This window comes from Hahella chejuensis KCTC 2396, assembly GCF_000012985.1.
Taxonomy (GTDB): Bacteria; Pseudomonadota; Gammaproteobacteria; order Pseudomonadales; family Oleiphilaceae; genus Hahella; species Hahella chejuensis.
In genome coordinates this window covers 4,464,017-4,484,009 of record NC_007645.1, presented here as the reverse complement: position 1 = coordinate 4,484,009, position 19,993 = coordinate 4,464,017, and the positions used below count along the sequence as shown (strand labels likewise).

The following is a 19,993-nucleotide window of genomic DNA, read 5'->3' as shown; positions in this document are numbered from 1 at the left end:
ATTGTCAGAATGATCTGTATCCATTTGAGTCTGGCGCCGACTTAATTGCAAAGGCGTCAAATGATTGGATAACACGTCAAAAAATAGGTATAAATACTTGAGCTCTTTGGCTTATTAATAATGGGAACGATTAAAACCGGTATTGTTTGAAACAAATAGTCTCCAGAGAATGACATGATGTTTAACTCACACAGGGAAAGGTCCCGTGATCGCGCGAAAACGTTGGCCCAAAGTCTCAGAGATCAATTGTGTTGGATGGGAGCCGGGTTGTTGTTGGGGTGTCTTGCTCTTGCTTTTATCTCTTCCTGGAACAACATGGACTGGGCCGGCGATACGCTGATGAAACTGGAGGCCCAGGCTCTACTGCGACAATCCCAGCGAGCGGATGGAACACCAAAAAGCAATGATGCCTATATGAGCCTGTATCAAAGCTGGGCGGCGGTGCCTGAGCCAGTGCGGTCGCAGTTTGGGCCTGAACCGACCCGGGACGGCAAGGTGCTGGAGGCGGTGATTAAACATGCCGGCGAAGAGGCGTTTTTATATTTATTGCCGTTTCAGACAGAGGATGGAGAGCGCCGGTTTTTATTAAGCCGCCATAATCGTGCGGATATCGAAACGCTGGGAGAGGAGTTCTTCAGCGCCGCCCTGATACATTCATTGCTTACAACTTTGGTCGTGTTCGGACTCCTGTTCGCGCTGTTTTTCTGGTTGATCCGACGGGCCACGCAGCCTATTGCCCTACTTAGCGCCTGGGCGCAAACCTTGGGAACCAGGACGCGGGTGGATGCGCCGAATTTTGAAATAGAAGAACTTAATCAACTGGCGCAGCGAATGCAGGAGGGCGTCGCTCGCATAGAGGCCTTCAATGCTCGTGAAAAGCAGTTTCTGAAGCACGCCAGTCACGAGATGAGAACCCCTCTGGCGATCATCCAGGCCAGTTTGGACACGCTGGAATTGCAAACCGGCGAGGCGGGTAAGGCTTCGCTGCGGCGGGCGCAATTGGCGGGGGCGAATATGGCGTTGCTGTCCAGCGCGCTGCTATGGCTGGCGCGGGAATCTCCGCAGGCGTTGAAGAAAGAGCGAGTGTCCCTGGATGCGTTTTTCCAGGCGATCATTGAAGATCACCGATACTTGCTGACGGCTAGAGATGTGGAGGTGCGGCTGGAGCTGAGTCCAGACATCGTCAAAATAGAGAAAAGTCTGTTGCATATTGTATTGGCGAATCTTGTTCGCAACGCCTTTCAGCACTCATCCGGCGGCGTGATCGTCATGACGACGGACCGCGACGGTTTGCGTATGACGAATCCGATCAACCCTGAGGACGCTGACTCAAATGTGGAAGGATTCGGTTTGGGACTGGAGTTGGTGCGACGTATCTGCGACAAACTGAACTGGCGCTTTTCCGTTGATCTCACTGGCGAGGGCGCGCAAGTCAGCGTGATCTGGTTACCGACCCCGGCTTCTTAAGGCGATCTTAAGATTGTTTCGGATTTAATGTGGCGGACTTCACAATGGCTAAGGGAGATAAGATGAAAATTGTGGCGGGTCTGCTGTTTGTATGTGTCTTGGTCGCAGTACTGGTATTGGGAGTATTGGATCAGCACAGCCTGAAGTATGGGCGAAGAACCGACTTCACTTTTCCCTATGATGGCCAGCGATTGGGAGCCACATTGTTGACGCCGGAAGGAGACGGCCCCTTTCCTGTTGTCGTATTTCTGCACGGTGACGGCCCCGTGGACCGTTTCGCCAACGGCGGTTATGTCGCCATCATGAACCGGCTGCTGGAGCGTGGCGTGGCTTGCCTTAGCTGGGACAAGCAGGGGGTTGGCGAGTCCAGTGGCGACTGGTTGGCGCAAAGTATGCGAGAGCGGGCGGGAGAAACGGTCGCTGGCGTTAAGGCGCTGCGAGGACAGGCAGGCGTCGATGTGGGCGCAGTTGGCGTCATGGCGTTTTCGCAGGGGGGCTGGGTGTTGTCGGAATTAGCGAGAGGACAAGCAGACATCGATTTCATGGTGGCGGTTGGCGTCGCCGTCAATTGGCGCAGACAGTCGCTTTATTTGCAACGCGAGCGCATGCTCAGGCAGGGCTACAGCAAAGAAGACATTGCGACTGCGCTGGAGTTCAGCGAAAAAGCAGATCGCTATCTCGCGCAGAATAATCTCTCCTATGATCAGTATCTGGCGTGGCTGCGTAACAGCGCCCCGCCAGCGGGCGTATTAACTGAGCCCATGTCCCCCGAACGCTATCGTTTCGCCATGCGCAACATGCAAGCCGACATGAGTGCGGGGCTGGCTCGCGTCAATGTTCCCTTTCTGGGGCTGTTTGGCGACAAAGACCGCAATGTGGATTTCCAGGAGAGCATGCGGACAATAGACAGCGCTTTTCATTCCTCAAATTGGCGGGACTACCAATTGACGTTGTTTCCTGGAGCGACGCATAGTCTGCTGAAAGCGAAGTACTTTGATTTCCAAACGCCTTCAGAGTGGACGTCGTCCGCTGAAGCGATGTTTCTAGTACTGGGACCGGACGCCTTCGTAGAGGGCTTTCTCGACACATTGGGCGATTGGGTGGTCGCAAGGTCAAAGGACGCTGAGAAGAAGGCGACGAATAGCCAGCCTGGCGCATCGGGCGCTCAGGCGATTCAATAAAAACGCTGGAGGAAATGAGTATGGCCGTAGTTAAGGGTTCCTGTCTGTGTGGGGCGGTGAAATTCCAGATAGAAGGCGAAATCAAAGCGCTGACCTACTGCCATTGTCGGATGTGTCAGAAGGCTCATGGCTTCGCCTTTGGCGCATACTTGGTGACTGGCAAGGACAGTTTCGTGATGTTGGGTGGCGTCGAGAATGTGCGCATCCATCGCTCTTCCTCGAATGTCTCGCGAACCTTCTGCGCAGACTGTGGATCGAACCTTCAATTTATTCGCGATGGGCGGGACGATATTGGCGTTGCGGCCGGGGTTCTGGACGATGATCCCGGCCTGCAAGCCTCGAAGCAAATATACTGTGATTCAAAAGCGGCCTGGCATCCCTTGCAGGAGGATGTCCCGCATTTCGCTGAAAGGTCATGAAGCGCCTGACTTGCAGCAAAGGGTCAACCCGAGGCTGACCCGAACATGGATATGGGGTAGGGTATAGAACTTGGTCGGCGCATTGCTTTTGCATCAAGCGAAGCGCCGAGTCCCGCATTGCAACTCAGACAGGTATCTAATGAGCCAATCCAGCAGTTCCATAGACGTCCATTCCATTATTTATTTCTATCAAGGCGAGCCTGTCGAGGCTGAGGATATCCCGGCCGGGGCGGAATACACCTGCGCTCTGCTCAATGAGGAAGAATCCACTGAATACCTGGTTTTCTGCGAAGGAAACACCGCCCTCCGCTTGCTTGGACCCGCGTATGACGGTGATTATCTCGCCAGGGCTCAAGCGATCTGGGAGCATGCGTCCACGTTGGAGAATGGCCCGGAAATCAGTCCCGGGACGATGATCACGGTGGAATTTCCTCAAGAGACGTTCAGTCACAGTATTCCCTTCGGTGAACTGGAGGAAGGCAAGATGCACGCAGAGTACCTGGTCGACATCGACCCGGAAAAGGGCGAGTTCAGGCTAATTCCGAATCCTCATAATGCATTCCGCATGGAAGTCTCTGACCGTGGACCCCATCCTATCCCGGTGAAAAACGTTTATTTCAATCAAGACAAGGCAGTATTGGGCATAGAATACCCGCTGCTCGGATTCGATGAAAAAGACGGCTTCAGCGGTCCTCTTTCCTTCGTAGAGCTTTCGGAGTCTGGTATACAGGCTATGCGCTCCCTGGATGACGACGGCGAGGATTGGGATGAGGAAGAACAGGTTATTTTTCCAGTCGATTGTCAGGCGCAGCTGGAAGAAGTCGCGCATTTCGTCACGCCGGAGCTGGTCGCCTTCGTTGACCTTGAAGGCGTTCCCATTGAACATGACCAGATCATGGAGCATTCCGACTACCGACGTCATTGGTTCCACAGCGATCAGACCCTGGCCATGAGTGAACTGATCGCAGGGCGGGGCATTGCGCATACGGAAATCATCAATGTGCCGCAGGCGCTGCATCAGAAAACATTGCACGCCTATCTGCGCCGCGTTCACGCCAGTAAGGAAGCCATATCTCTGGATGGGCTGAGAGCGACGCATTATGTGGTGCTGTATGAACCGCTGTCTCAGGAATCAACCCCTGCGGTTCCGTTGGAAGCGGAGCAATCCAAACTGCATAGCTCCATCTATACGCTGAAAGGGGTGCAGGTGGTGTCCGAATGCATGGTGTTTGACGCCGAAGGACGGCCCATTAAAAAAATGAGCTTTGGCGGACCTGGCGAACAGAGGCTGATGTACGAAGAGATCTTCAAGTGCGATGAAAATGGCCAGCCGGTAGACTCGGAAGTCATTCACCACGATTTGAGTTAGGGCGAGACGACCTTTTCGCTGTTCTCAGTGACGTCTTGCGGCTGCCGATAGGCTCCGCGTCGAGAGTCCTCCAGATAGCGGTCGAGCAGACCGCTGTCTTTCAGTTGACGCAAACCTTCATTGAATTGTTTGACCCGCTCCCTATTCGCCGGCAGGGCGCGAGTCATTATCAGGTGATAAGTGGTGCTGTTATAGACATGGGGAGAGATGGTGAGCTGCGCCACGTCTTCCGGCTTGAACAATTCATATAGCAAGGCATAACCTGCGTCTTTGTCGGACGGGAAAACGTCGATTCTTCCGCGCAGCAACTTGGTGAAATTGATCTCGTCACTGGACACTCGATCAATTTTCACTCCCTCCGTATCCTCGAACTGATAAGAGTACCCGAGCGTGCCGCCAATGCGATAACGTTTCAGGTCGGAGAAGCTGTTCCAGGTGAAATCGGAATCCACACGGTGAAAAAACACGGATTCACCCATGACCACCGGCTCGCTGAAGAAAAACAGCGCTTCCCGGTCGACCGACGGGCTCCATAGCAGGGTGCCGTCAAGATTGCCGGAAAGGGCTTCGGCGTAGGCGCGCTTCCAGGAATCAAAGAAGACGTATTGCACGTTCACGCCTACGATGCCGAAAGCTTCCGTAACAATATGGCTGGCCACGCCATAATGTTTGAGCGTTTTCGATTGATAAGGAGGCCACTCGCCATTGGCCAGGCGCACGGTGATATCGGCGGCGAAGATCAGGGAGGCGGACAACGAGAACGTGAGCGCGACGGCGCCAATGGCGGCCCGACGACTGCAATATCGCCGCGCTTTTTTCCATGTATCGTTCTGGCCTCTGACAGGGAATCGTATTGGCATGTCAGGGATTGCTCCTGACCTGCCCGGTCGGATTAATGTAGCTGTCCAGAATTTCTTGTAAGCGTCCTTCTTTCTGCATTTTGATGATGCCTGCGTCCATCAGCGCCTTGAGATATTCTCCCTCCGGGGTGCGAGGAAACAGCATGTGGTAACCCTGCGGCGGAGAGTTGGGTATGGGGCTGTACCGCATCCCTGGCGTGGCGATCAAATCCAGGCCTTTATGAACGAATCCCTGCATAATTTCGTAATCAGCGGTAATCAGGTCTACTCTGCCGCTGCGCAACTTCAGGAACAGGTGGTCATAGGTCACGGAGTCAGTATCCATTGATTCGCTAGGGTGATCCAGATAGGTGTAATTGTAGCCGGAGAGCCCGCCGATGACGTAAGTGTCCAAAACGCTTTTTTCCACTTGGTCCAATCCATCGGGAAACCGCTGTTGCAGGTAGAAGTAGTAAAGGTGCGTCCAGTAGTAGGGAAGGGAATATAGATACTGCTTGCTGCGCTCTTCCGTGTAGGAGGCGTTGAGCAGCATGTCGAATTGGCGCGCTTTTCTGACTTCCAGCAAACAGCGCTTCCATGAAGGAAGTTCAATGGAATACTTGATATGGTTGCTTTCCAAAATCTCCCGCGCTACGTCCACTGCATAGCCGGCAACCTCCTTCTTGCCGTTTTCCACTCGATAAAAAGTATAAGGCGGCCATTCTCCTGCGTCGTCGCAAATCCTGACAAAGGATAGCTCCGTCTCCGCCGCATAGACGCCCTGAACGATAAGCAGCCATAACAGCGCAAGTACAAACCGGGTAAATCGGCGCCGCATGTATATAGTTTAAGTCTCTATCGCTGAGATTAACTGTATTAAAGATAGTGCATGCTGAAACAGTCTACAAAGTGGCGGACAGGGAGGCGTTTCCGCACTGGGGGAATTATGGCTTGACAAGTAGTGGCTCAGAGCCTTTAATTTATTTGGTGGCTTTGAGCCACTATATTAAGAATAAGGAAGAGGTTACAGATGTTCAGATATATAAAAACCGAACCCACCACCTATATCATGCAGTTCAACAAAGGAAAGCTTAAGCGGGAAGGCGCGGGCCTGGGCTTCTTTTACTTTGCGCCGACGACGTCACTGGTTTCGATTCCTATCGGCTCGGCGGATTTACCGTTTATCTTCAAGGAAAGCACCAGTGACTTTCAGGAGGTCACTGTGCAGGGGCAGTTGGTATATCGTGTGAAGAGCCCCAAGATACTGGCGGCGACCATGAATTTCACCCTGGCTGATGACGGTAAATCCTATGTTTCGGACGCGCCTAAGAAGCTGCCGGCGCGGATTCTCAATCTTCTGCAATCCATTACTCGCAACAGCATTCAGAACCTGTCCTTGAAAGCAAGCCTGCTGGCTTCAGAGACTCTGGCCGGGACACTCGCCGCCGCGCTCGATTCCGCCCCGGTGCTGGAAAAATTGGGAGTGGAGATTCTGGACGTATCCATACTCGCGATAAAACCCAATCCGGAAACCGCCCGCGCGCTTGAAGCGACGGTGCGGGAGCAGATGATGAAGGATGCGGACGAAGCGGCTTATACGCGTCGCAACGCCGCCATTGAACAGGAGCGTAAGATCAAGGAAAACGAACTGGAGACGGAAATTTCCGTGGAACAGAAAAAGCAGCAGGTCAAGGAAGCGGAAATGGACGCCCGTATGGCGGTGCAACGTAAAACTCAGGAACTGCAGCGGGAAGTGCTGGAGAACGAGATAGAACAAGAGAACAAGCGTAAGGAACTGGTGGCGGTCAGTGCAGAAAACAGCCGTAAAGAAGCGGATGTCAAAGCCTATGCGATATCCGCCAGCATGAAAGCGATGGCGGAAGTGGACAATCGCATTCTTGAAGCGATCACCAACAGTTCTATGAATCCAGAGCAGTTAATTGCTCAGGCTTTCCGACAACTGGCCACTGGCGCTGACAAGATCGGGCAGTTGAATATCAGCCCGGATCTGATGCGCGAGCTATTGGGTAAAAAACGATGAGCGAGCGCGCTACGGAAACCAAGCTGATCCTGGTAAAACGCCGGACGCGGCTGGAAGAGCTGGCCTGGCGGCATAATACCGAAGAGCAGGCGCGCTTTTACATTGAAAGCCGTGGCGAAGACTTTGATGCATACATTCATGAGGATCAGAGTTACCGGACTTCATTGGCCGCCGCGGAGACGGCGTTATCTCGAATAGGGCGCGTGCAGACGCTTGATCGAGACTTTCTAAGTAATTTCATCTTCGGCGCTCAGGACGTGGTGGTCGTACTCGGACAAGACGGGCTGGTGGCGAATACGTTGAAGTATTTGCATGGGCAACCTGTGGTGGCGGTCAATCCTGACCCTGCGCGCATCGACGGCGTATTGCTGCCATTCCAGGTTACGGATCTGGACGTGGTGCTGAAAGAGTTGCTGAGAGCCAAACGGCCGATCAAGCGCGTCTCCATGGCGGAAGCCAGTCTCAACGATGGCCAGGCCATGGTGGCGGTGAACGACTTTTTTATTGGCCCCAAAAACCATACTTCCTTACGCTATGAAATCGACTTTCGGCAGATGTCGGAAATGCACAGCTCAAGCGGCGTGATTGTCTCTACAGGGCTGGGCTCTACCGGGTGGATGCGCAGTGTAATCGCCGGTTCCTTGGGCGTGGCGCGAGCCCGCGGCGTTCAAAGCGATCGCACGGAAATCTATCAGCCGCTTTCATGGGATGCGCAAAAGCTCATGTTCTCCGTACGAGAACCTTTCCCCAGCAATACCACGCAAACGGAACTGGTGTATGGAGAGATCGCCGGCGGTGAGGCGCTTATCATCAAATCACAGGCGCCGGAAAACGGCGTCATTTTCAGCGACGGTATGATCGGCGACGCCATTGAGTTCAATAGCGGCGCGGTGGTCAACATCAGTCTGTCGCAACGATATGGTTCAATTGTTCACTGAGAGAATGACTTGTGCGGTAACAGTTATCTATAAGCAAAAGGAAAAGATCGATGGAACCCTATGAAAACTGGCCGAAAGAGCAATACAGTCGCAAAGTTTCGGCTTCTCACGCTTTTGGAGAGCATCTGTTCAAACACGTCAGAGAAGAGGCGTTGAGGGATTTTAAATTGCTTGAGGGCGGCACAGATCGTGAGTTGGCGGAACAAGCGGTGGATGCAACCCTGTACGCCGTGATGCAGTTGCTGGACGGGATTTTCCTTAACGAAATTGATGGGAAACACCAGGCTGAATATGCGCTGATTCAGCGTATTCGCGACGATCAGGGCGTTTTGCTGGAGGAAAATGAGCTGGCTCCGGATGGCGAGGGGCTCTGCATGGGATTTCAAGGTTGGCGTGCAGGGGATTTTGGCTGAATGAAAATTTCCTGAGTCGGACTGCCTGCGGAAGGCTGAATATTGACTACACTTTTAAAGTCTAAGCCCCGTTGAACTGATTTGCGACGCAAGCATCCGCGAAAAGGGAGTATTTCATGAGGGAAGCCCATCCTGCCACCGCTATTGACCGTTTCTTCGCCCAGCTGACCTTGAGACAAAAATTCCTGGGGCTCAGTGTGGTCATCATGATCATGTTCATCGCTTCCAGTTGGTATAACGCCAGTTTAACCCGTGAATCCCAACGTGACGCCCTGCGTGAGAGCGCAATGAATATGGTGGAGGCGGCCCTGCATAACCTGAAACAGTACAAAGCCCAGCACCCGGATGAATTGAATCAGTACATTGGCGAGATGCTTGGCGGTCTGCGTTGGGGAGAGTCCCTGGACGGCTATGTTTACGCCTTCTCCGTCGACCAGAAGTTTGTTGCGTTTCCCCCTAAACCTGAATGGGTGGGGGAGCCGGTCCCTAACATTGACCTTAATGAAGGCGGGCGCTTTGGGGATGTGGCGACGCAATGGTTTCGCGCCGGCAAGTCCGGATTTGTAACGTACCAGTGGCGTAAACCGGGAAAAGACGAACTGGTCGATAAGACTACCTACATTGAGCCGTGGCCGGAACAAGGCTGGATCATCGCTTCGGGAATATACCTTGATGATGCGGATGAGCTGTATCAGGAGACATTGACCCGCTTGGTCTGGGTCAGCATAGGCGTTCTTGTCGTCATGTTCGCAGCGTCTCATTTCGTCGTTAATGCGATGCAGCGCAGTTTCTCAAGAGTGGTGGCGGCGATGGAGAATCTGGCGCGGGGTAACCTGACCTTTCATCTGGACTGTATCGGGCGCGATGAGGTGTCCCACATCAGTCGCGCCATTGAATCCACACGGCAGTCCCTGGCGGAGTTGATTGGGAAGCAAATGGAGATCAGCCAGTCTTTGTCGGAGGAATCGAAAGAGCTTTCCTCACGCATGGCGACTGCGAAGCGGGCGATTGACGATGAGTCATCCCAGCTTGAACAGTTATCTTCCGCCATGGAGCAAATGGCGGCGACAGTGAGGGAGGTAGCGGAACACGCCAGCACCACCTCCGCCGCGACTCAGGCGACTAATGAACGTGCGGCCACCGGCAATGAATTGGTGGGAGACGCGGTTAACGTCATCAATAATCTGTCACGCAACCTTGATAATTGTTCTAAAGCAGTGACGGACATCGCCAATCAAGTGGATACCATCTCCTCTGTCACCGATAGCATTGAAAGCATCGCCGAGCAGACCAACCTGCTTGCGCTTAACGCCGCCATTGAAGCGGCGAGAGCGGGAGAAAGCGGCCGCGGTTTCGCCGTTGTGGCGGATGAGGTGCGGCAACTGGCGATGCGTTCCCGGGACGCCACTGGCGAAATCAACGGCACCATCGAAGCATTGAAGAAGCAGGTGCAGGATGCCGTCGAACTGATGAGCGCCAGCGTCGAAGTGGCGGAAACCGGCTCATCGAAAGTGGGTGAGTCGGGAGAAATGTTTGACGGCATTGTGACGGAAATGGGGGAAATCACCAACCGCAGCCTGCAGATCGCTACCGCGGCCGAGCAGCAGGGCAGCGTAGCCGGTGAGATGACCGCTAACCTGGCGCATGTGCGGGATGCAGTGCGCGACACCGAACAGGTGGTGAGCAAACTGTTTGATTCATCCCAGAATCTCAGCAACCGGGCGGCGCAGTTAAAAGAAATGGTTTCCAACTTCAAAGTGGCTTGAGAAACAATTTGAAACAATCGGCGAATAACTCATTGTTGCTATTCGTGATATACCATCCTGTATAGGTCCGGCAAGCTTACAGGGAATAACGGTCGATGATAGGCGGTCATAGTTTGTCGGTCTAATAATTAGAATAAAGAAAGGTTGGACTAAGCTTACATGGAGGGCTGTGCATGGGCTTACACTTACAGGGTTATAAATATGCGGCTGGCGTCTCCCATACATCTTTATTGTTGTCGCCGCTGGCGTTAGCGTTAAGTGTCGGACTGGGAAACGGCCTTTTCTGCTATTTGATTGACGACGCGATCGGACGGGACTTCACTTACTATCACCTGTTTCGCCTGGGACCCAGCCTGTTGCTGAGTCTGGCGATTATCATCTGGATCGCCCGCTTTCAAACGGTAAGCGGCAAAGGCGCACTTGAGATCAGTGGTAAAGTTTTTCTTGGCTGGGCCACTGCTTTGTTCATGGGCGAAACATCCACGGAAGTTTCCGTAATGTTAAAGTGGGCCGGGATCGCCGTCGGCGCGTTAATTGGTTGCGGATGCGTCTACTGGGCGCTCCATCCCTACCTGAAACATATTCCTCCCATGCAAGAGTCGCTGATCAAGCTGACGTCCATCACGTTGCTGGGCGTCGCCTGCGTTATGTTGTTGTTCGAAGTCATGGAAAATGACGCTCTCCAAAACTGGCCTCCTCTGATGAGACGCCTGCTCGGCAACACAATCCTGTTCACCCCCTGGACTTACTTTGTGCTGATTTGCGCTGGCGGTTGGTTGGTCAAGGCAGGTGGAAATAGTCAAAGAAGGTGAAGGTGTAGTCTCTTTGGTGTATTTATAGGGGAGAGGATATGACATACAGTTAGTGCCTGTATACCTAACTGCTTATTTTAAGGAAGAATTATGTCTGCCTCTACCACTTTACCTGAACATATACAGTCTTATACTAGGCGAAGTTGGATTGATCGTGAATATATTGTGGGTGGCGGGGCAGATAAAAATGATGTGCTTAGCCGTGTTGTTGGTCCTACAAACTTGGTTAAAGTTGACATTATCGACAGGTTTAATTTGTATGGCGCTAGTGATAGGAAAGTATATTACCGAGGACATGAGGGTGAAAAGGAATTATTGGAGGAAATAATTAGGGATTGGAAGTCATACAAATTTAATAATCTTCGCCTAACGGGGCATAGCTGGGGTGGTCAGGCTGTAATGAATATTGCCCAGAATTTGTTTGTCAAGGGGGTGCCTGTAAAAGAGCTAATTACTCTTGATCCTGTTTCAATGTTCCCATTAGCAAGGCCGCCAGCTGAGAAATGGGTTAATGTCTACATTCGTCAATCTATTTGGGATAATACTATAGGGAAGATTCCTTTGGTGAACCAAGTTGTCAGTAGTGTTGCTTCCCTTCCAACTTTGTTAACAACAAATGGGCGTTCAGGTGGCTACATAGCTAATATAGGTAGTCAGTTGGGCCATGAAAATGGCGCATATAACTATGAAATGGATGTCTCACATGCAAATGCAGGAGATATGTACAAAAAAGCGTTATCCTTGTTAGAAAATGCGCCAATGAACCCGAAAGCTATAGGGGTTCGATAGTGAAGCAAATAGTATTGCTTATTTTATGTTTTTCATTTTTTGGTTGTGCTGGTTCAGTCAATATTAGTCAGCAGGAAATCCGGCATGTAAATATTTCTACTAGTGACGGGATAGACCTTCCACACAGTTTGGTTGTCATTTTTGAATCTGACCAGAAAAAGATCCTTGAAAACGCCCCTGTTTTAAGGTCGGACTTCATCCTCTATAACGCTCAAAATGAAAAGATTCTCAGTGGTACGAGCTTGGTTAGCTATTATTTAGGAGACGTAAAGTCCATTGTAAACACCCAGCCGGGCAGTGAGTACAAGTATGCTACGGTTCTGGTAAAAAATTACATGGTGAGAGGGCGTTTGTCAGGTGGTCAGGAGGAACAGCCTGTGGATATTCGCGAACAGCCTTTTTCTTATATGACAATATCAATTTCCGCACCGAGTGTCGGTCTGCCTAAATCCTTGGTGTCTAACACAGTACGACTGTCAAAAGAGGATATTCTTGCTGCGCTTGAACGGCGTGGAGAGAAGCTTTCTTATACACCCTAGAGGCCTCAAAACAGCGATAGCTGTTCTCCAAGGTTATTGTTTTTGGGATCTCTCAGTCTGACTCCCATTCCCAGCAGACGTACTGGTTTTTTCTGGCGCGCCCAGGCGGCGCTCATGAGGCGCAAATAGTCGGGCAGGCTTCGCCACTGGCCGCTGTATCCTGGGAGGAGTTCTTCAAGGGTGGTCTGAGTGAAGTCGGCGAATTTGACTTTGACGAAACGCTTGCTGACCAGATAGGCGTCGCTGATGCGATTGAAACGCTCCAGCAGTTCTTCGAAAAGAGGTTCGCAGCTATCGAGAATGGCGTCGAGATTTTGCAGATCGTGGTCGTAGGTGTGTTCGACTGACAGGGATTTACGCACCCACTCTGTCTGTACGGGACGGTTGTCCACGCCGCGTGACAGGTTGTAGAGACGCTCGCCGTAACTGCCGAAATGGCGCTCCAGATCATCTTTGGACAGACGTTGCAAGTCGCCGCAGGTGGTGATGCCCAAAGCCTCCATTTTTGCTGCAGTCACTTTACCCACGCCGTTGATTTTGCGAACAGGAAGTTGGGGGATAAAGTCTTTTACGTCTTGCGGTCGAATGACGAAGATGCCGTCGGGCTTATTCCAGTCACTGGCTATTTTGGCCAGAAACTTGTTTGGTGCGACGCCCGCCGATACCGTCAACCGCAAGTCTTGTCTCACGCGGGCGCGAATTTCTTCCGCGATGAGCGTGGCGCTGCCTTTGCAGGCTTTGCATTCAGAGACGTCCAGATAGGCTTCATCCAGTGACAGCGGCTCAATGAGGTCGGTGTAGTCGCGAAAAATCGTGTGAATGTCCTTGGATACGCTGCGATAGACCTCGAAGCGGGGACGTACGAACACCAAATCCGGGCATAGCAGAACGGCTTTTGCTGAAGACATGGCCGAACGCACGCCAAAGGCGCGTGCGTTGTAATTGCAAGTGGCGATGACGCCGCGCTTGTCAGGGCTGCCGCCTACCGCCACTGGCAGGTGTCGCAGTGACGGATTATCCCGAATCTCTACGGAGGCGTAGAATGAGTCGGCGTCAATGTGGATGATTTTTCGCATAAAGCCTGTCTACAGGCGGCCTCAACAGCGATTAATATGGACCAAGGATAACGCCTCAGGGTTGAGCGAGCCAGCTCAGGCGCGCCATAAAACGGCGCCTTAAATCTACTTGCCCAGAGGCGTCAAGGAAGGTAGCAGCCTGATGGTTTCCAGCCGCTCCATATCTTCCTGCAGGCCCGCAATCAGCCAACGCTTGAAGGTAAGAATGCTGGGGTCAGAGGCGCGTAATTTCTGATGTACGAAATAATAGCCCCAGCCGCTGTCATGGCTATGATTGCGGGGCGTGGTCAGAATTCCGTTTTTCAGCTCGTCCATAATGAACAGCGGGTCCGCCAACGCGACGCCGTGTCCTTGCATGGCGACGGTCACCGGCATATCCAGGGTGTCGAATATCAGCCCCGAGGATGGATCTACGCCAGGTACGGGGTTTTTCGTCAACCAGTTGCGCCAATCTTCATGCGTGACGGATGGGTGCAGGAGCGGCAAATGGCGGATCAAGCGTCGCCAATCACCGCCATGCTGCTCCAGTAGCGATGGATGGCATACTGGCGCCAGCTGCTCCTCCCGCAACAAATTGGCGGAGCCGTTATCCCTGCGCCGACCGCAATGCAGCACGATATCGTAGTGATCCAGGTCCAGGTCCGCCTCTTTCTCCGCAGACAGCCACATGGTCGTGATTTTCAGCTGGACATCTTTGAGTTCTCGTTGCAACTGAGGCAGGCGAGGGAACAACCAGCGGACGGCGAGGGAAGGCGTTACTTGTAAGCGCAGAATGTTTTTCTGATGGGAAGACGCCGCGTCACAGGCTTTGACCAACTGATCAAAAATATCCCCCAGGCTGTGAAAGAGTTTTTCTCCCGCTTCCGTTAATTTGATATGGCGCGCCCGTCGTAGAAAAAGAGGTTGCTCAAAATATTCCTCAAGTAATTTTATCTGTTTGCTGACTGCGCCTTGCGTTACATTCAGCTCAAGCGCAGCGACGGAGAAGCTGAGTAGTCTGGCGCTGGCCTCAAAGGCTTTTAGCGCATTCAGCGGCGGTAATTTTCTGGGACGGATTGGCATGAAAAAAACTCATGTATAAAGGCGAATGTTTCGCTTGTGAATATTGCCGCTCCAACCTAATTTAGGCAACAGCTTTGTTAAGGCCCCCACTATCGACAGCCTCTAACTGGCCTCGTTTGGAATGAACATCGACCTGCGGGAAGCAGTTTCCGGACGACAGCTTTAATTTAATAAGTGAAACTAACAGATGTATGGCGAAGGCTCGTCGTGAGACGTTGCCGAAGAGTGAGCAAGGAACAATGAGCAGGTTAAGAGAAGTTCTAAAATTATCCCTTCCGTTATCCGCGGCGCAGGTTGCGCAGTCAGCCATGATTTTCTGCGACTCCATTATGTTTGGGATTTTGGGCGTGGAGGAATTGGCGGGCGCCGGGTTGGGGTCGGCTATATTCAATTTCATATTGGTGGTGATCAGCGGTTTGCTCGCAGCGGTCGCCAACGAGGTTGCGTTTCATACCGGGCGCGGCGCGCAGAAGGATATTATTCGTATTGTCAAAGCGGGATTGATTCTAGTGGTGATTGTCGCCGCGATGGTGGCGTTGGCGATGAAAGTGACGCCAGCGCTATTGCTCGGTATGGGGCAGGAGCCGCAAGCCGTAGCTTACGCCTCGCAATACCTGGGGCAGGCCGCCTGGATCAGTTTGCCGGCGTTTGCATTTATGGTGTTGCGTGGTCTGGCCGCGGGAATGTCGCGCACCACCTCCATCATGCGAATCAGCTTTGCGGCGGTGGCGCTGAACGTGCCGCTGAGTTATGCGCTGATGACCGGCTGGCGCTTTTTCCCCGAATTAGGCATCGCCGGCGTTGCGATCGGCACGGCTCTGGTGAGCGTATTCATGTGCGTCATGCTTGTATTGGACTTGAACCGCTATGCGGAAGTCCGCGAGGTACTGAGCGGGCTGACGAAAATCAGATCCCGTTTGGTGGACTTCAAGCCGTTCTATTCCCTGGGGCTGCCGATCATGCTGGCCTGGACCATGGAGGCGGGATTGTTTACCGCTGCGACATTACTGGCGGGCGCGATGGGGGCGGTAGCGCTGGCGGCGCACCAGATTGCTCTACAAGCGGCGTCCATGTCTTTCAATATCTATATTGGATTCGCTCAAGGCGCTTCGATCCGGGTAGGGCAATGCTACGGCGAAGGCCGCATGGGAGAATTGAAGAGCTACGCCTGGACTGGCCTTTCGCTGGGTGGATTGTTTTGTCTGGTGTCCGCACTGGTATTTCTACTGCTTCCTGAGCAGATTGTCGGTCTCTTCACCCTGGGTGGAGAAGGGGCGTTAGATCAGGATGTGTTGACGCTTGGCGTCAGTCTGCTTGCTGTCGCCGCGATTTTCCAGGTAGTGGATGGCGCTCAGGTCATCATGATGACCGCCCTGAGGGCGTTGCGCATGGGAGCGACGCCGACCCTGATTACAGTGGTTGGATATTGGCTGGTTGGCTTCCCTGTTGCGTGGCTGCTGAAAGGACAGTGGGGAATTGTCGGCGTCTGGATGGGATTGGGCGTCGGTCTTGGATTCACTGCAATATGCCTGACAACGCTGTTCAACTGGCGGGTGAACCGGGCTCTAAAAGGCGAATTACAGAAAGAAAACAGTACTTTTGTAACGGCGCCAACTGAGTCCCAATTAACTCACAACTAAGCCAAATGGCCGGCGCGTCAATCGTTCTTTTCCATTAAACTGCCTATAAATTCAATAGGTTGTCGCACCTCTTTAAGCTTGAGTCGATTTTAGACTCTGTATGACATGCCTGAGGTGCGGCGATCTGTTGTAATTAGAGGCGGTCTTCCTTCTCATTCTTACAAAAACTATATAGTAGTCCGCCCCGAATCCGTTTATATATTGAGGATTAACTTGGTTGTGTTCGTTTTTTGATCGCAACTGACCGCAGTTTCTCTCGGGGGTATAGTGCAGTTACGCAAGTCCATAAAGTCAGCGCAGCAGTTTGCTTTGATTGGAGGAATCGTTTTGATGTCCCAGACCGCAAGTGCTGAGACGTCATTCTGGTCGCCCATTGCGGAGACGCAGAAAACGCAAGAATTTCCGTACTTCGCTGTCGCGTTAAAAGGCGAGGAGCTTCGCGCCTACCTTAGAGCCGCCCCCCAAGAAGGCGCCGCTGACGGGTTGCAATTGACATTGCCCATGCCGGACCGGCGCTTTATTGCTGTCGAGGCGTTTGACTCGCCGGTGATGGCCCCTGAGCTTGCTGAAAAGTTTCCTAATATCCGAACTTACAAAGTTCATGGCGTGGATATGCCCACCTTGTCAGGTCGCATTGATTATACCGATGCAGGCTTCAAGGCTTTTCTCACCATGGATGGCCGTAGTGTATTGATAGAGCCCGAAAGCCGGTTTTCCGATAGGAAGACGGATGACCGCTACCGGGTTTTCTTCAAACAGGATCTGCCATATATCCCCAAACCCATTGAGCCGGAAGGCGCGCTCATACCGGAACAAGCCGGGAGTAACATTGAGCGCCATGAAGAAACGGCGAGCCCTGGGTTCTTCTCACGGATGTGGCGATCCATACAAAGCTGGTTTTAACCGCCAGTGAACTAGCCAATTCCCTATTTTAAGGGCGCGCAGGCGTCAGAGATTTTTTTCAGGTATTTGAGTTGATAAGCATGAATAAAGCAGCATTTTTTGTGGCGTCGCAGTTGGCGCTGGCTATCGCCAGTGTCTCCCATGCCCAGTCTCCCGATGGATTGTGGCTGGATGTGGCGGGTAAGGCGCAGTCGCAGACTGAGTCGGCGTTTCACTATCGCGGAATAGCGGCGGATATAGAGCGCCTTAAAGTCTATCTGCAAGACGCCCCCCTCGAGGGCGCGTTAGAAGGATTGCCGTTTTACTACCCCAAACCTGATGGCGGCTTTTTACTGCTGGAGGCGTTTTACTCTCCTGTCATGGCTCCAGAGTTAGAGGCCAAATACCCGGAACTGCGCACCTACAAGGTATTCGGCGTTGAGGACGAAGGCGTCAGTGGGCGAATCGACACAACGCCCCGCGGTTTCCATGGTTATGTGAATACCCCGGAAGCCACTATGGTCATTGAGCCGGAATCCAGCTTTAGCGAGACAGAGAGCGCCAGCCAATATCGCGGCTTTTTCAAAGAGGACATGCCAAGTAAAGAGCCCTTGCAGTGCGATACGGCGGAGCATGACCACTCCGTAGAGAGTGGTCATGAATATGGTTATCTGAAGTCTCTTGAAATGCCTGGGCTGGCGGAACGAGTAAGTTTTGGCGACAGCTATAAAGTATATCGACTGGCGATGGCTGCTACCGGCGAGTTTTCTGCTTCGGTCAGCAGTGATTCAAGTAACCCTTCTGTGGCGGAAACTCAGGCATTTATTGTTTCTGTCGTTAACCGCCTGAATCAGATTTACGAAAAGGAAGTCGCGGTTCGTTTTCAGCTGGTTGCGGATAACGACAGCATTATTTACACAGACTCGTCGACAGACCCTTACTCTAGCTCCTCAAGCATGCTGTCGGAAAATCAGTCCAACCTTGACAGCGTTATAGGAACTGCGGATTACGATGTCGGCCATCTTCTCAATCAAGTGGGCGGCGGTCTGGCCTATGTCGGAGTGGTTTGCAGTAGCACTCATAAGGCGCAAGGGCGGACCGGCCTTGGCAACCCAGATGGCCGCTTTGAGTACTTTGTGTCGGACTTGCTGGCGCATGAGCTGGGGCACCAGTTTGGCGCAGGCCATACATTTAACGCGGTTAGTGGTGATTGTGGCGGCGGACGTCGTTCTTCCAGCAGTGCATGGGAAGTCGGGTCTGGCTCGACGATTATGTCTTACTCGGGATTGTGTTCTCCTCAAAATATACAGAGTAATGCAGACGACTACTTTAACGGTGGTAGTCTGGAACAAATCCACAATCATCTTACAGGTAGTGGGGCTAGTTGCGGAACGCAGGTTAATACCGGGAATGCAATGCCCACTGTGAATGCGGGTGCAAGCTACACGATTCCCGCCCAGACACCTTTCATGCTCACGGCGACAGCAAATGATGCTGACCCAGGCGATTTATCTGGACTAACCTACACTTGGGAGCAGCAGGACAGAAGTGATAGTGGTGGAACCTCGGATGCGGTTGAAATGGCCACTGATGATGGAAAGCGTCCTTTGTTCCGTTCTTTTCAAGGAACAACTTCGTCAACGCGCTATTTCCCCAAATTGGATGCAATTATCTCTGGTGATCTGAGCAGCTCTCTAGGGGAAACCTTGCCTACGACCGACCGTGATCTTAATTTCAGGGTCACGGTCAGGTCGGGCGACTTCGGCGTGAATCAGGATGACGTCAAGTTAACGGTTGATGGCGACTCTGGCCCATTTAAGGTAACGGCTCCAGGCGCAGGGACATATACCGGCGGGCAGCAGATGGATGTGACCTGGAATGTAGCGAATACGCATTTGGCTCCGGTCAGTTGCAGTCAGGTGGATATCGAGCTGTCGAAGGACGGCGGATCTACATTCACGACAATGATCAAAGCCGGCGCCTCCAATGATGGGTTTGAGAGAGTGGTGGCTCCCAACACGGACACCACAAATGGGCGGATTCGGGTGAAGTGCAGCGACAACGTGTTCTTTAACGTTTCCCCTGCCAACTTCTCCTTGGTTTCCGTGAATACCTCGGGGAATATTTCCGTCAGCGCGATCAGTGCGAACCAAGTTGAAGGAAATAGCGGTCAGACAGCCCTTACTTTTCAGGTTTCCCGTCAGTACGCCATTGTCGACATGACAGTGGATTACAGCGTGACGGGATCTGGCGCTAATCCAGCCAACGCGTCGGACTTTGGCGGCGTCTTGCCTTCTGGGTCAGTGAGTTTAGCGGCAGGTGAGTTCAGTAAGACATTTACGATTAATGCCTCTGGCGATACGACATTTGAGACGGATGAGACTTTCACGCTGACAATAAGCAACCCCACCTCTGGAACTATCAGCCAGGCGACGGCTTCAGGCGTTATTGCGAACGATGATGATGAGCCGACTGGTGACGACGACTCAGGTGATAGCGACTCAGGTGATAGCGACTCAGGTGATAGCGACTCAGGTGATAGCAACTCAGGTGATAGCAACTCAGGTGATAGCAACTCAGGTGATAGCGATTCAGGTGATAGCGATTCAGGTGATAGCGACTCAGGTAGTGGTGATTCCGGCGGCGGTGGCGGCGCAGTCTGGTTGATGCTGGCGGCGCTCGGTTGGCTGCGGTTTAAATTTCCACGTAAATAACGCCAGTCTTAAGTTAAGAAGGTGAGTGCAATACTCACCTTCTTTT

At 52.5% G+C, this 19,993-nt stretch carries 18 protein-coding genes; 14 read left to right on the top strand and 4 right to left on the bottom strand.

The annotated features are described in order from the left end of the window. The first annotated feature begins 174 nt into the window (after positions 1 to 174). The 4 genes from HCH_RS19370 to HCH_RS19355 all read left to right on the top strand — a co-directional run bounded on the left by HCH_RS19370 (position 175) and on the right by HCH_RS19355 (position 4,436). Entirely contained in the window at positions 175 to 1,467 is a 1,293-nt protein-coding gene (locus HCH_RS19370; protein ID WP_011398107.1) for a sensor histidine kinase, read from the top strand. Positions 1,468 to 1,529: 62 nt separating this feature from the next. Continuing rightward, entirely contained in the window at positions 1,530 to 2,648 is a 1,119-nt protein-coding gene (locus HCH_RS19365; RefSeq protein WP_011398106.1) for an alpha/beta hydrolase family protein, read from the top strand. 20 nt (positions 2,649 to 2,668) lie between these two features. Beyond that, complete coding sequence (locus HCH_RS19360) at positions 2,669 to 3,067, top strand: GFA family protein (protein ID WP_011398105.1); 399 nt, start codon at positions 2,669 to 2,671, stop codon at positions 3,065 to 3,067. A 139-nt stretch (positions 3,068 to 3,206) separates the two neighbouring features. Continuing rightward, positions 3,207 to 4,436: a hypothetical protein gene (locus tag HCH_RS19355; protein WP_011398104.1), complete on the top strand. Its 1,230-nt coding sequence runs from the start codon at positions 3,207 to 3,209 to the stop codon at positions 4,434 to 4,436. On the opposite strand, the gene HCH_RS19350 is transcribed toward HCH_RS19355, so the two are convergent. Then, a complete protein-coding gene (locus HCH_RS19350) occupies positions 4,433 to 5,296 on the bottom strand; it encodes a substrate-binding periplasmic protein (protein ID WP_011398103.1) in 864 nt (287 codons plus the stop codon). The two genes, HCH_RS19355 and HCH_RS19350, sit on opposite strands and share 4 nt — an antisense overlap. Before the next feature lies 1 nt (position 5,297). After that, the gene (locus HCH_RS19345) at positions 5,298 to 6,113 is read right to left on the bottom strand and encodes a substrate-binding periplasmic protein (RefSeq protein ID WP_011398102.1); all 816 of its coding nucleotides are present in this window, start codon (positions 6,111 to 6,113) and stop codon (positions 5,298 to 5,300) included. A 192-nt stretch (positions 6,114 to 6,305) separates the two neighbouring features. On the opposite strand from HCH_RS19345, the gene HCH_RS19340 reads away from it, so the two are divergent. The 7 genes from HCH_RS19340 (at position 6,306) to HCH_RS19310 (ending at position 12,573) form a co-directional block, all read left to right on the top strand. After that, a complete protein-coding gene (locus tag HCH_RS19340; protein ID WP_011398101.1) occupies positions 6,306 to 7,316 on the top strand; it encodes an SPFH domain-containing protein in 1,011 nt (336 codons plus the stop codon). Then, complete coding sequence (locus tag HCH_RS19335) at positions 7,313 to 8,254, top strand: sugar kinase (protein WP_011398100.1); 942 nt, start codon at positions 7,313 to 7,315, stop codon at positions 8,252 to 8,254. The genes HCH_RS19340 and HCH_RS19335 overlap by 4 nt, the downstream gene beginning before the upstream one ends. Before the next feature lie 50 nt (positions 8,255 to 8,304). Further along, positions 8,305 to 8,667, top strand: a complete 363-nt coding sequence (locus HCH_RS19330; protein WP_011398099.1) for a hypothetical protein — start codon at positions 8,305 to 8,307, stop codon at positions 8,665 to 8,667. 116 nt (positions 8,668 to 8,783) lie between these two features. Further along, the gene (locus tag HCH_RS32570; RefSeq protein ID WP_011398098.1) at positions 8,784 to 10,433 is read left to right on the top strand and encodes a methyl-accepting chemotaxis protein; all 1,650 of its coding nucleotides are present in this window, start codon (positions 8,784 to 8,786) and stop codon (positions 10,431 to 10,433) included. A gap of 173 nt (positions 10,434 to 10,606) precedes the next feature. Continuing rightward, positions 10,607 to 11,245: a hypothetical protein gene (locus HCH_RS19320; protein ID WP_011398097.1), complete on the top strand. Its 639-nt coding sequence runs from the start codon at positions 10,607 to 10,609 to the stop codon at positions 11,243 to 11,245. Between the two features lie 90 nt (positions 11,246 to 11,335). Next, complete coding sequence (locus tag HCH_RS19315; protein WP_041598805.1) at positions 11,336 to 12,034, top strand: hypothetical protein; 699 nt, start codon at positions 11,336 to 11,338, stop codon at positions 12,032 to 12,034. Continuing rightward, positions 12,034 to 12,573, top strand: a complete 540-nt coding sequence (locus HCH_RS19310; RefSeq protein WP_011398096.1) for a hypothetical protein — start codon at positions 12,034 to 12,036, stop codon at positions 12,571 to 12,573. The genes HCH_RS19315 and HCH_RS19310 overlap by 1 nt, the downstream gene beginning before the upstream one ends. Positions 12,574 to 12,578: 5 nt before the next feature. On the opposite strand, the gene dinB is transcribed toward HCH_RS19310, so the two are convergent. Both dinB and HCH_RS19300 read right to left on the bottom strand, forming a co-directional pair. Then, the gene (gene dinB / locus HCH_RS19305; protein ID WP_011398095.1) at positions 12,579 to 13,649 is read right to left on the bottom strand and encodes a DNA polymerase IV; all 1,071 of its coding nucleotides are present in this window, start codon (positions 13,647 to 13,649) and stop codon (positions 12,579 to 12,581) included. Positions 13,650 to 13,754: 105 nt separating this feature from the next. After that, positions 13,755 to 14,711, bottom strand: coding sequence for a LysR substrate-binding domain-containing protein (locus HCH_RS19300; protein WP_011398094.1), 957 nt, complete (start codon positions 14,709 to 14,711; stop codon positions 13,755 to 13,757). Positions 14,712 to 14,950: 239 nt separating this feature from the next. On the opposite strand from HCH_RS19300, the gene HCH_RS19295 reads away from it, so the two are divergent. The 3 genes from HCH_RS19295 to HCH_RS19285 all read left to right on the top strand — a co-directional run bounded on the left by HCH_RS19295 (position 14,951) and on the right by HCH_RS19285 (position 19,947). Beyond that, positions 14,951 to 16,351 (top strand): MATE family efflux transporter, encoded by a 1,401-nt coding sequence (locus tag HCH_RS19295; protein WP_011398093.1) that lies wholly within the window; start codon positions 14,951 to 14,953, stop codon positions 16,349 to 16,351. 330 nt (positions 16,352 to 16,681) lie between these two features. After that, entirely contained in the window at positions 16,682 to 17,254 is a 573-nt protein-coding gene (locus tag HCH_RS19290; RefSeq protein ID WP_011398092.1) for a hypothetical protein, read from the top strand. A gap of 80 nt (positions 17,255 to 17,334) precedes the next feature. Beyond that, entirely contained in the window at positions 17,335 to 19,947 is a 2,613-nt protein-coding gene (locus HCH_RS19285) for a reprolysin-like metallopeptidase (RefSeq protein ID WP_011398091.1), read from the top strand. The last annotated feature ends 46 nt before the right edge of the window (positions 19,948 to 19,993 follow it).

Coding starts and splice junctions, on each gene's coding strand:
- HCH_RS19370 (WP_011398107.1), top strand. CDS start 175: ATGATGTTTAACTCACACAGGGAAAGGTCCCGTGATCGCGCGAAAACG.
- HCH_RS19365 (WP_011398106.1), top strand. CDS start 1,530: ATGAAAATTGTGGCGGGTCTGCTGTTTGTATGTGTCTTGGTCGCAGTA.
- HCH_RS19360 (WP_011398105.1), top strand. CDS start 2,669: ATGGCCGTAGTTAAGGGTTCCTGTCTGTGTGGGGCGGTGAAATTCCAG.
- HCH_RS19355 (WP_011398104.1), top strand. CDS start 3,207: ATGAGCCAATCCAGCAGTTCCATAGACGTCCATTCCATTATTTATTTC.
- HCH_RS19350 (WP_011398103.1), bottom strand. CDS start 5,296: ATGCCAATACGATTCCCTGTCAGAGGCCAGAACGATACATGGAAAAAA.
- HCH_RS19345 (WP_011398102.1), bottom strand. CDS start 6,113: ATGCGGCGCCGATTTACCCGGTTTGTACTTGCGCTGTTATGGCTGCTT.
- HCH_RS19340 (WP_011398101.1), top strand. CDS start 6,306: ATGTTCAGATATATAAAAACCGAACCCACCACCTATATCATGCAGTTC.
- HCH_RS19335 (WP_011398100.1), top strand. CDS start 7,313: ATGAGCGAGCGCGCTACGGAAACCAAGCTGATCCTGGTAAAACGCCGG.
- HCH_RS19330 (WP_011398099.1), top strand. CDS start 8,305: ATGGAACCCTATGAAAACTGGCCGAAAGAGCAATACAGTCGCAAAGTT.
- HCH_RS32570 (WP_011398098.1), top strand. CDS start 8,784: ATGAGGGAAGCCCATCCTGCCACCGCTATTGACCGTTTCTTCGCCCAG.
- HCH_RS19320 (WP_011398097.1), top strand. CDS start 10,607: ATGGGCTTACACTTACAGGGTTATAAATATGCGGCTGGCGTCTCCCAT.
- HCH_RS19315 (WP_041598805.1), top strand. CDS start 11,336: ATGTCTGCCTCTACCACTTTACCTGAACATATACAGTCTTATACTAGG.
- dinB (WP_011398095.1), bottom strand. CDS start 13,649: ATGCGAAAAATCATCCACATTGACGCCGACTCATTCTACGCCTCCGTA.
- HCH_RS19300 (WP_011398094.1), bottom strand. CDS start 14,711: ATGCCAATCCGTCCCAGAAAATTACCGCCGCTGAATGCGCTAAAAGCC.
- HCH_RS19295 (WP_011398093.1), top strand. CDS start 14,951: ATGAGCAGGTTAAGAGAAGTTCTAAAATTATCCCTTCCGTTATCCGCG.
- HCH_RS19290 (WP_011398092.1), top strand. CDS start 16,682: ATGTCCCAGACCGCAAGTGCTGAGACGTCATTCTGGTCGCCCATTGCG.
- HCH_RS19285 (WP_011398091.1), top strand. CDS start 17,335: ATGAATAAAGCAGCATTTTTTGTGGCGTCGCAGTTGGCGCTGGCTATC.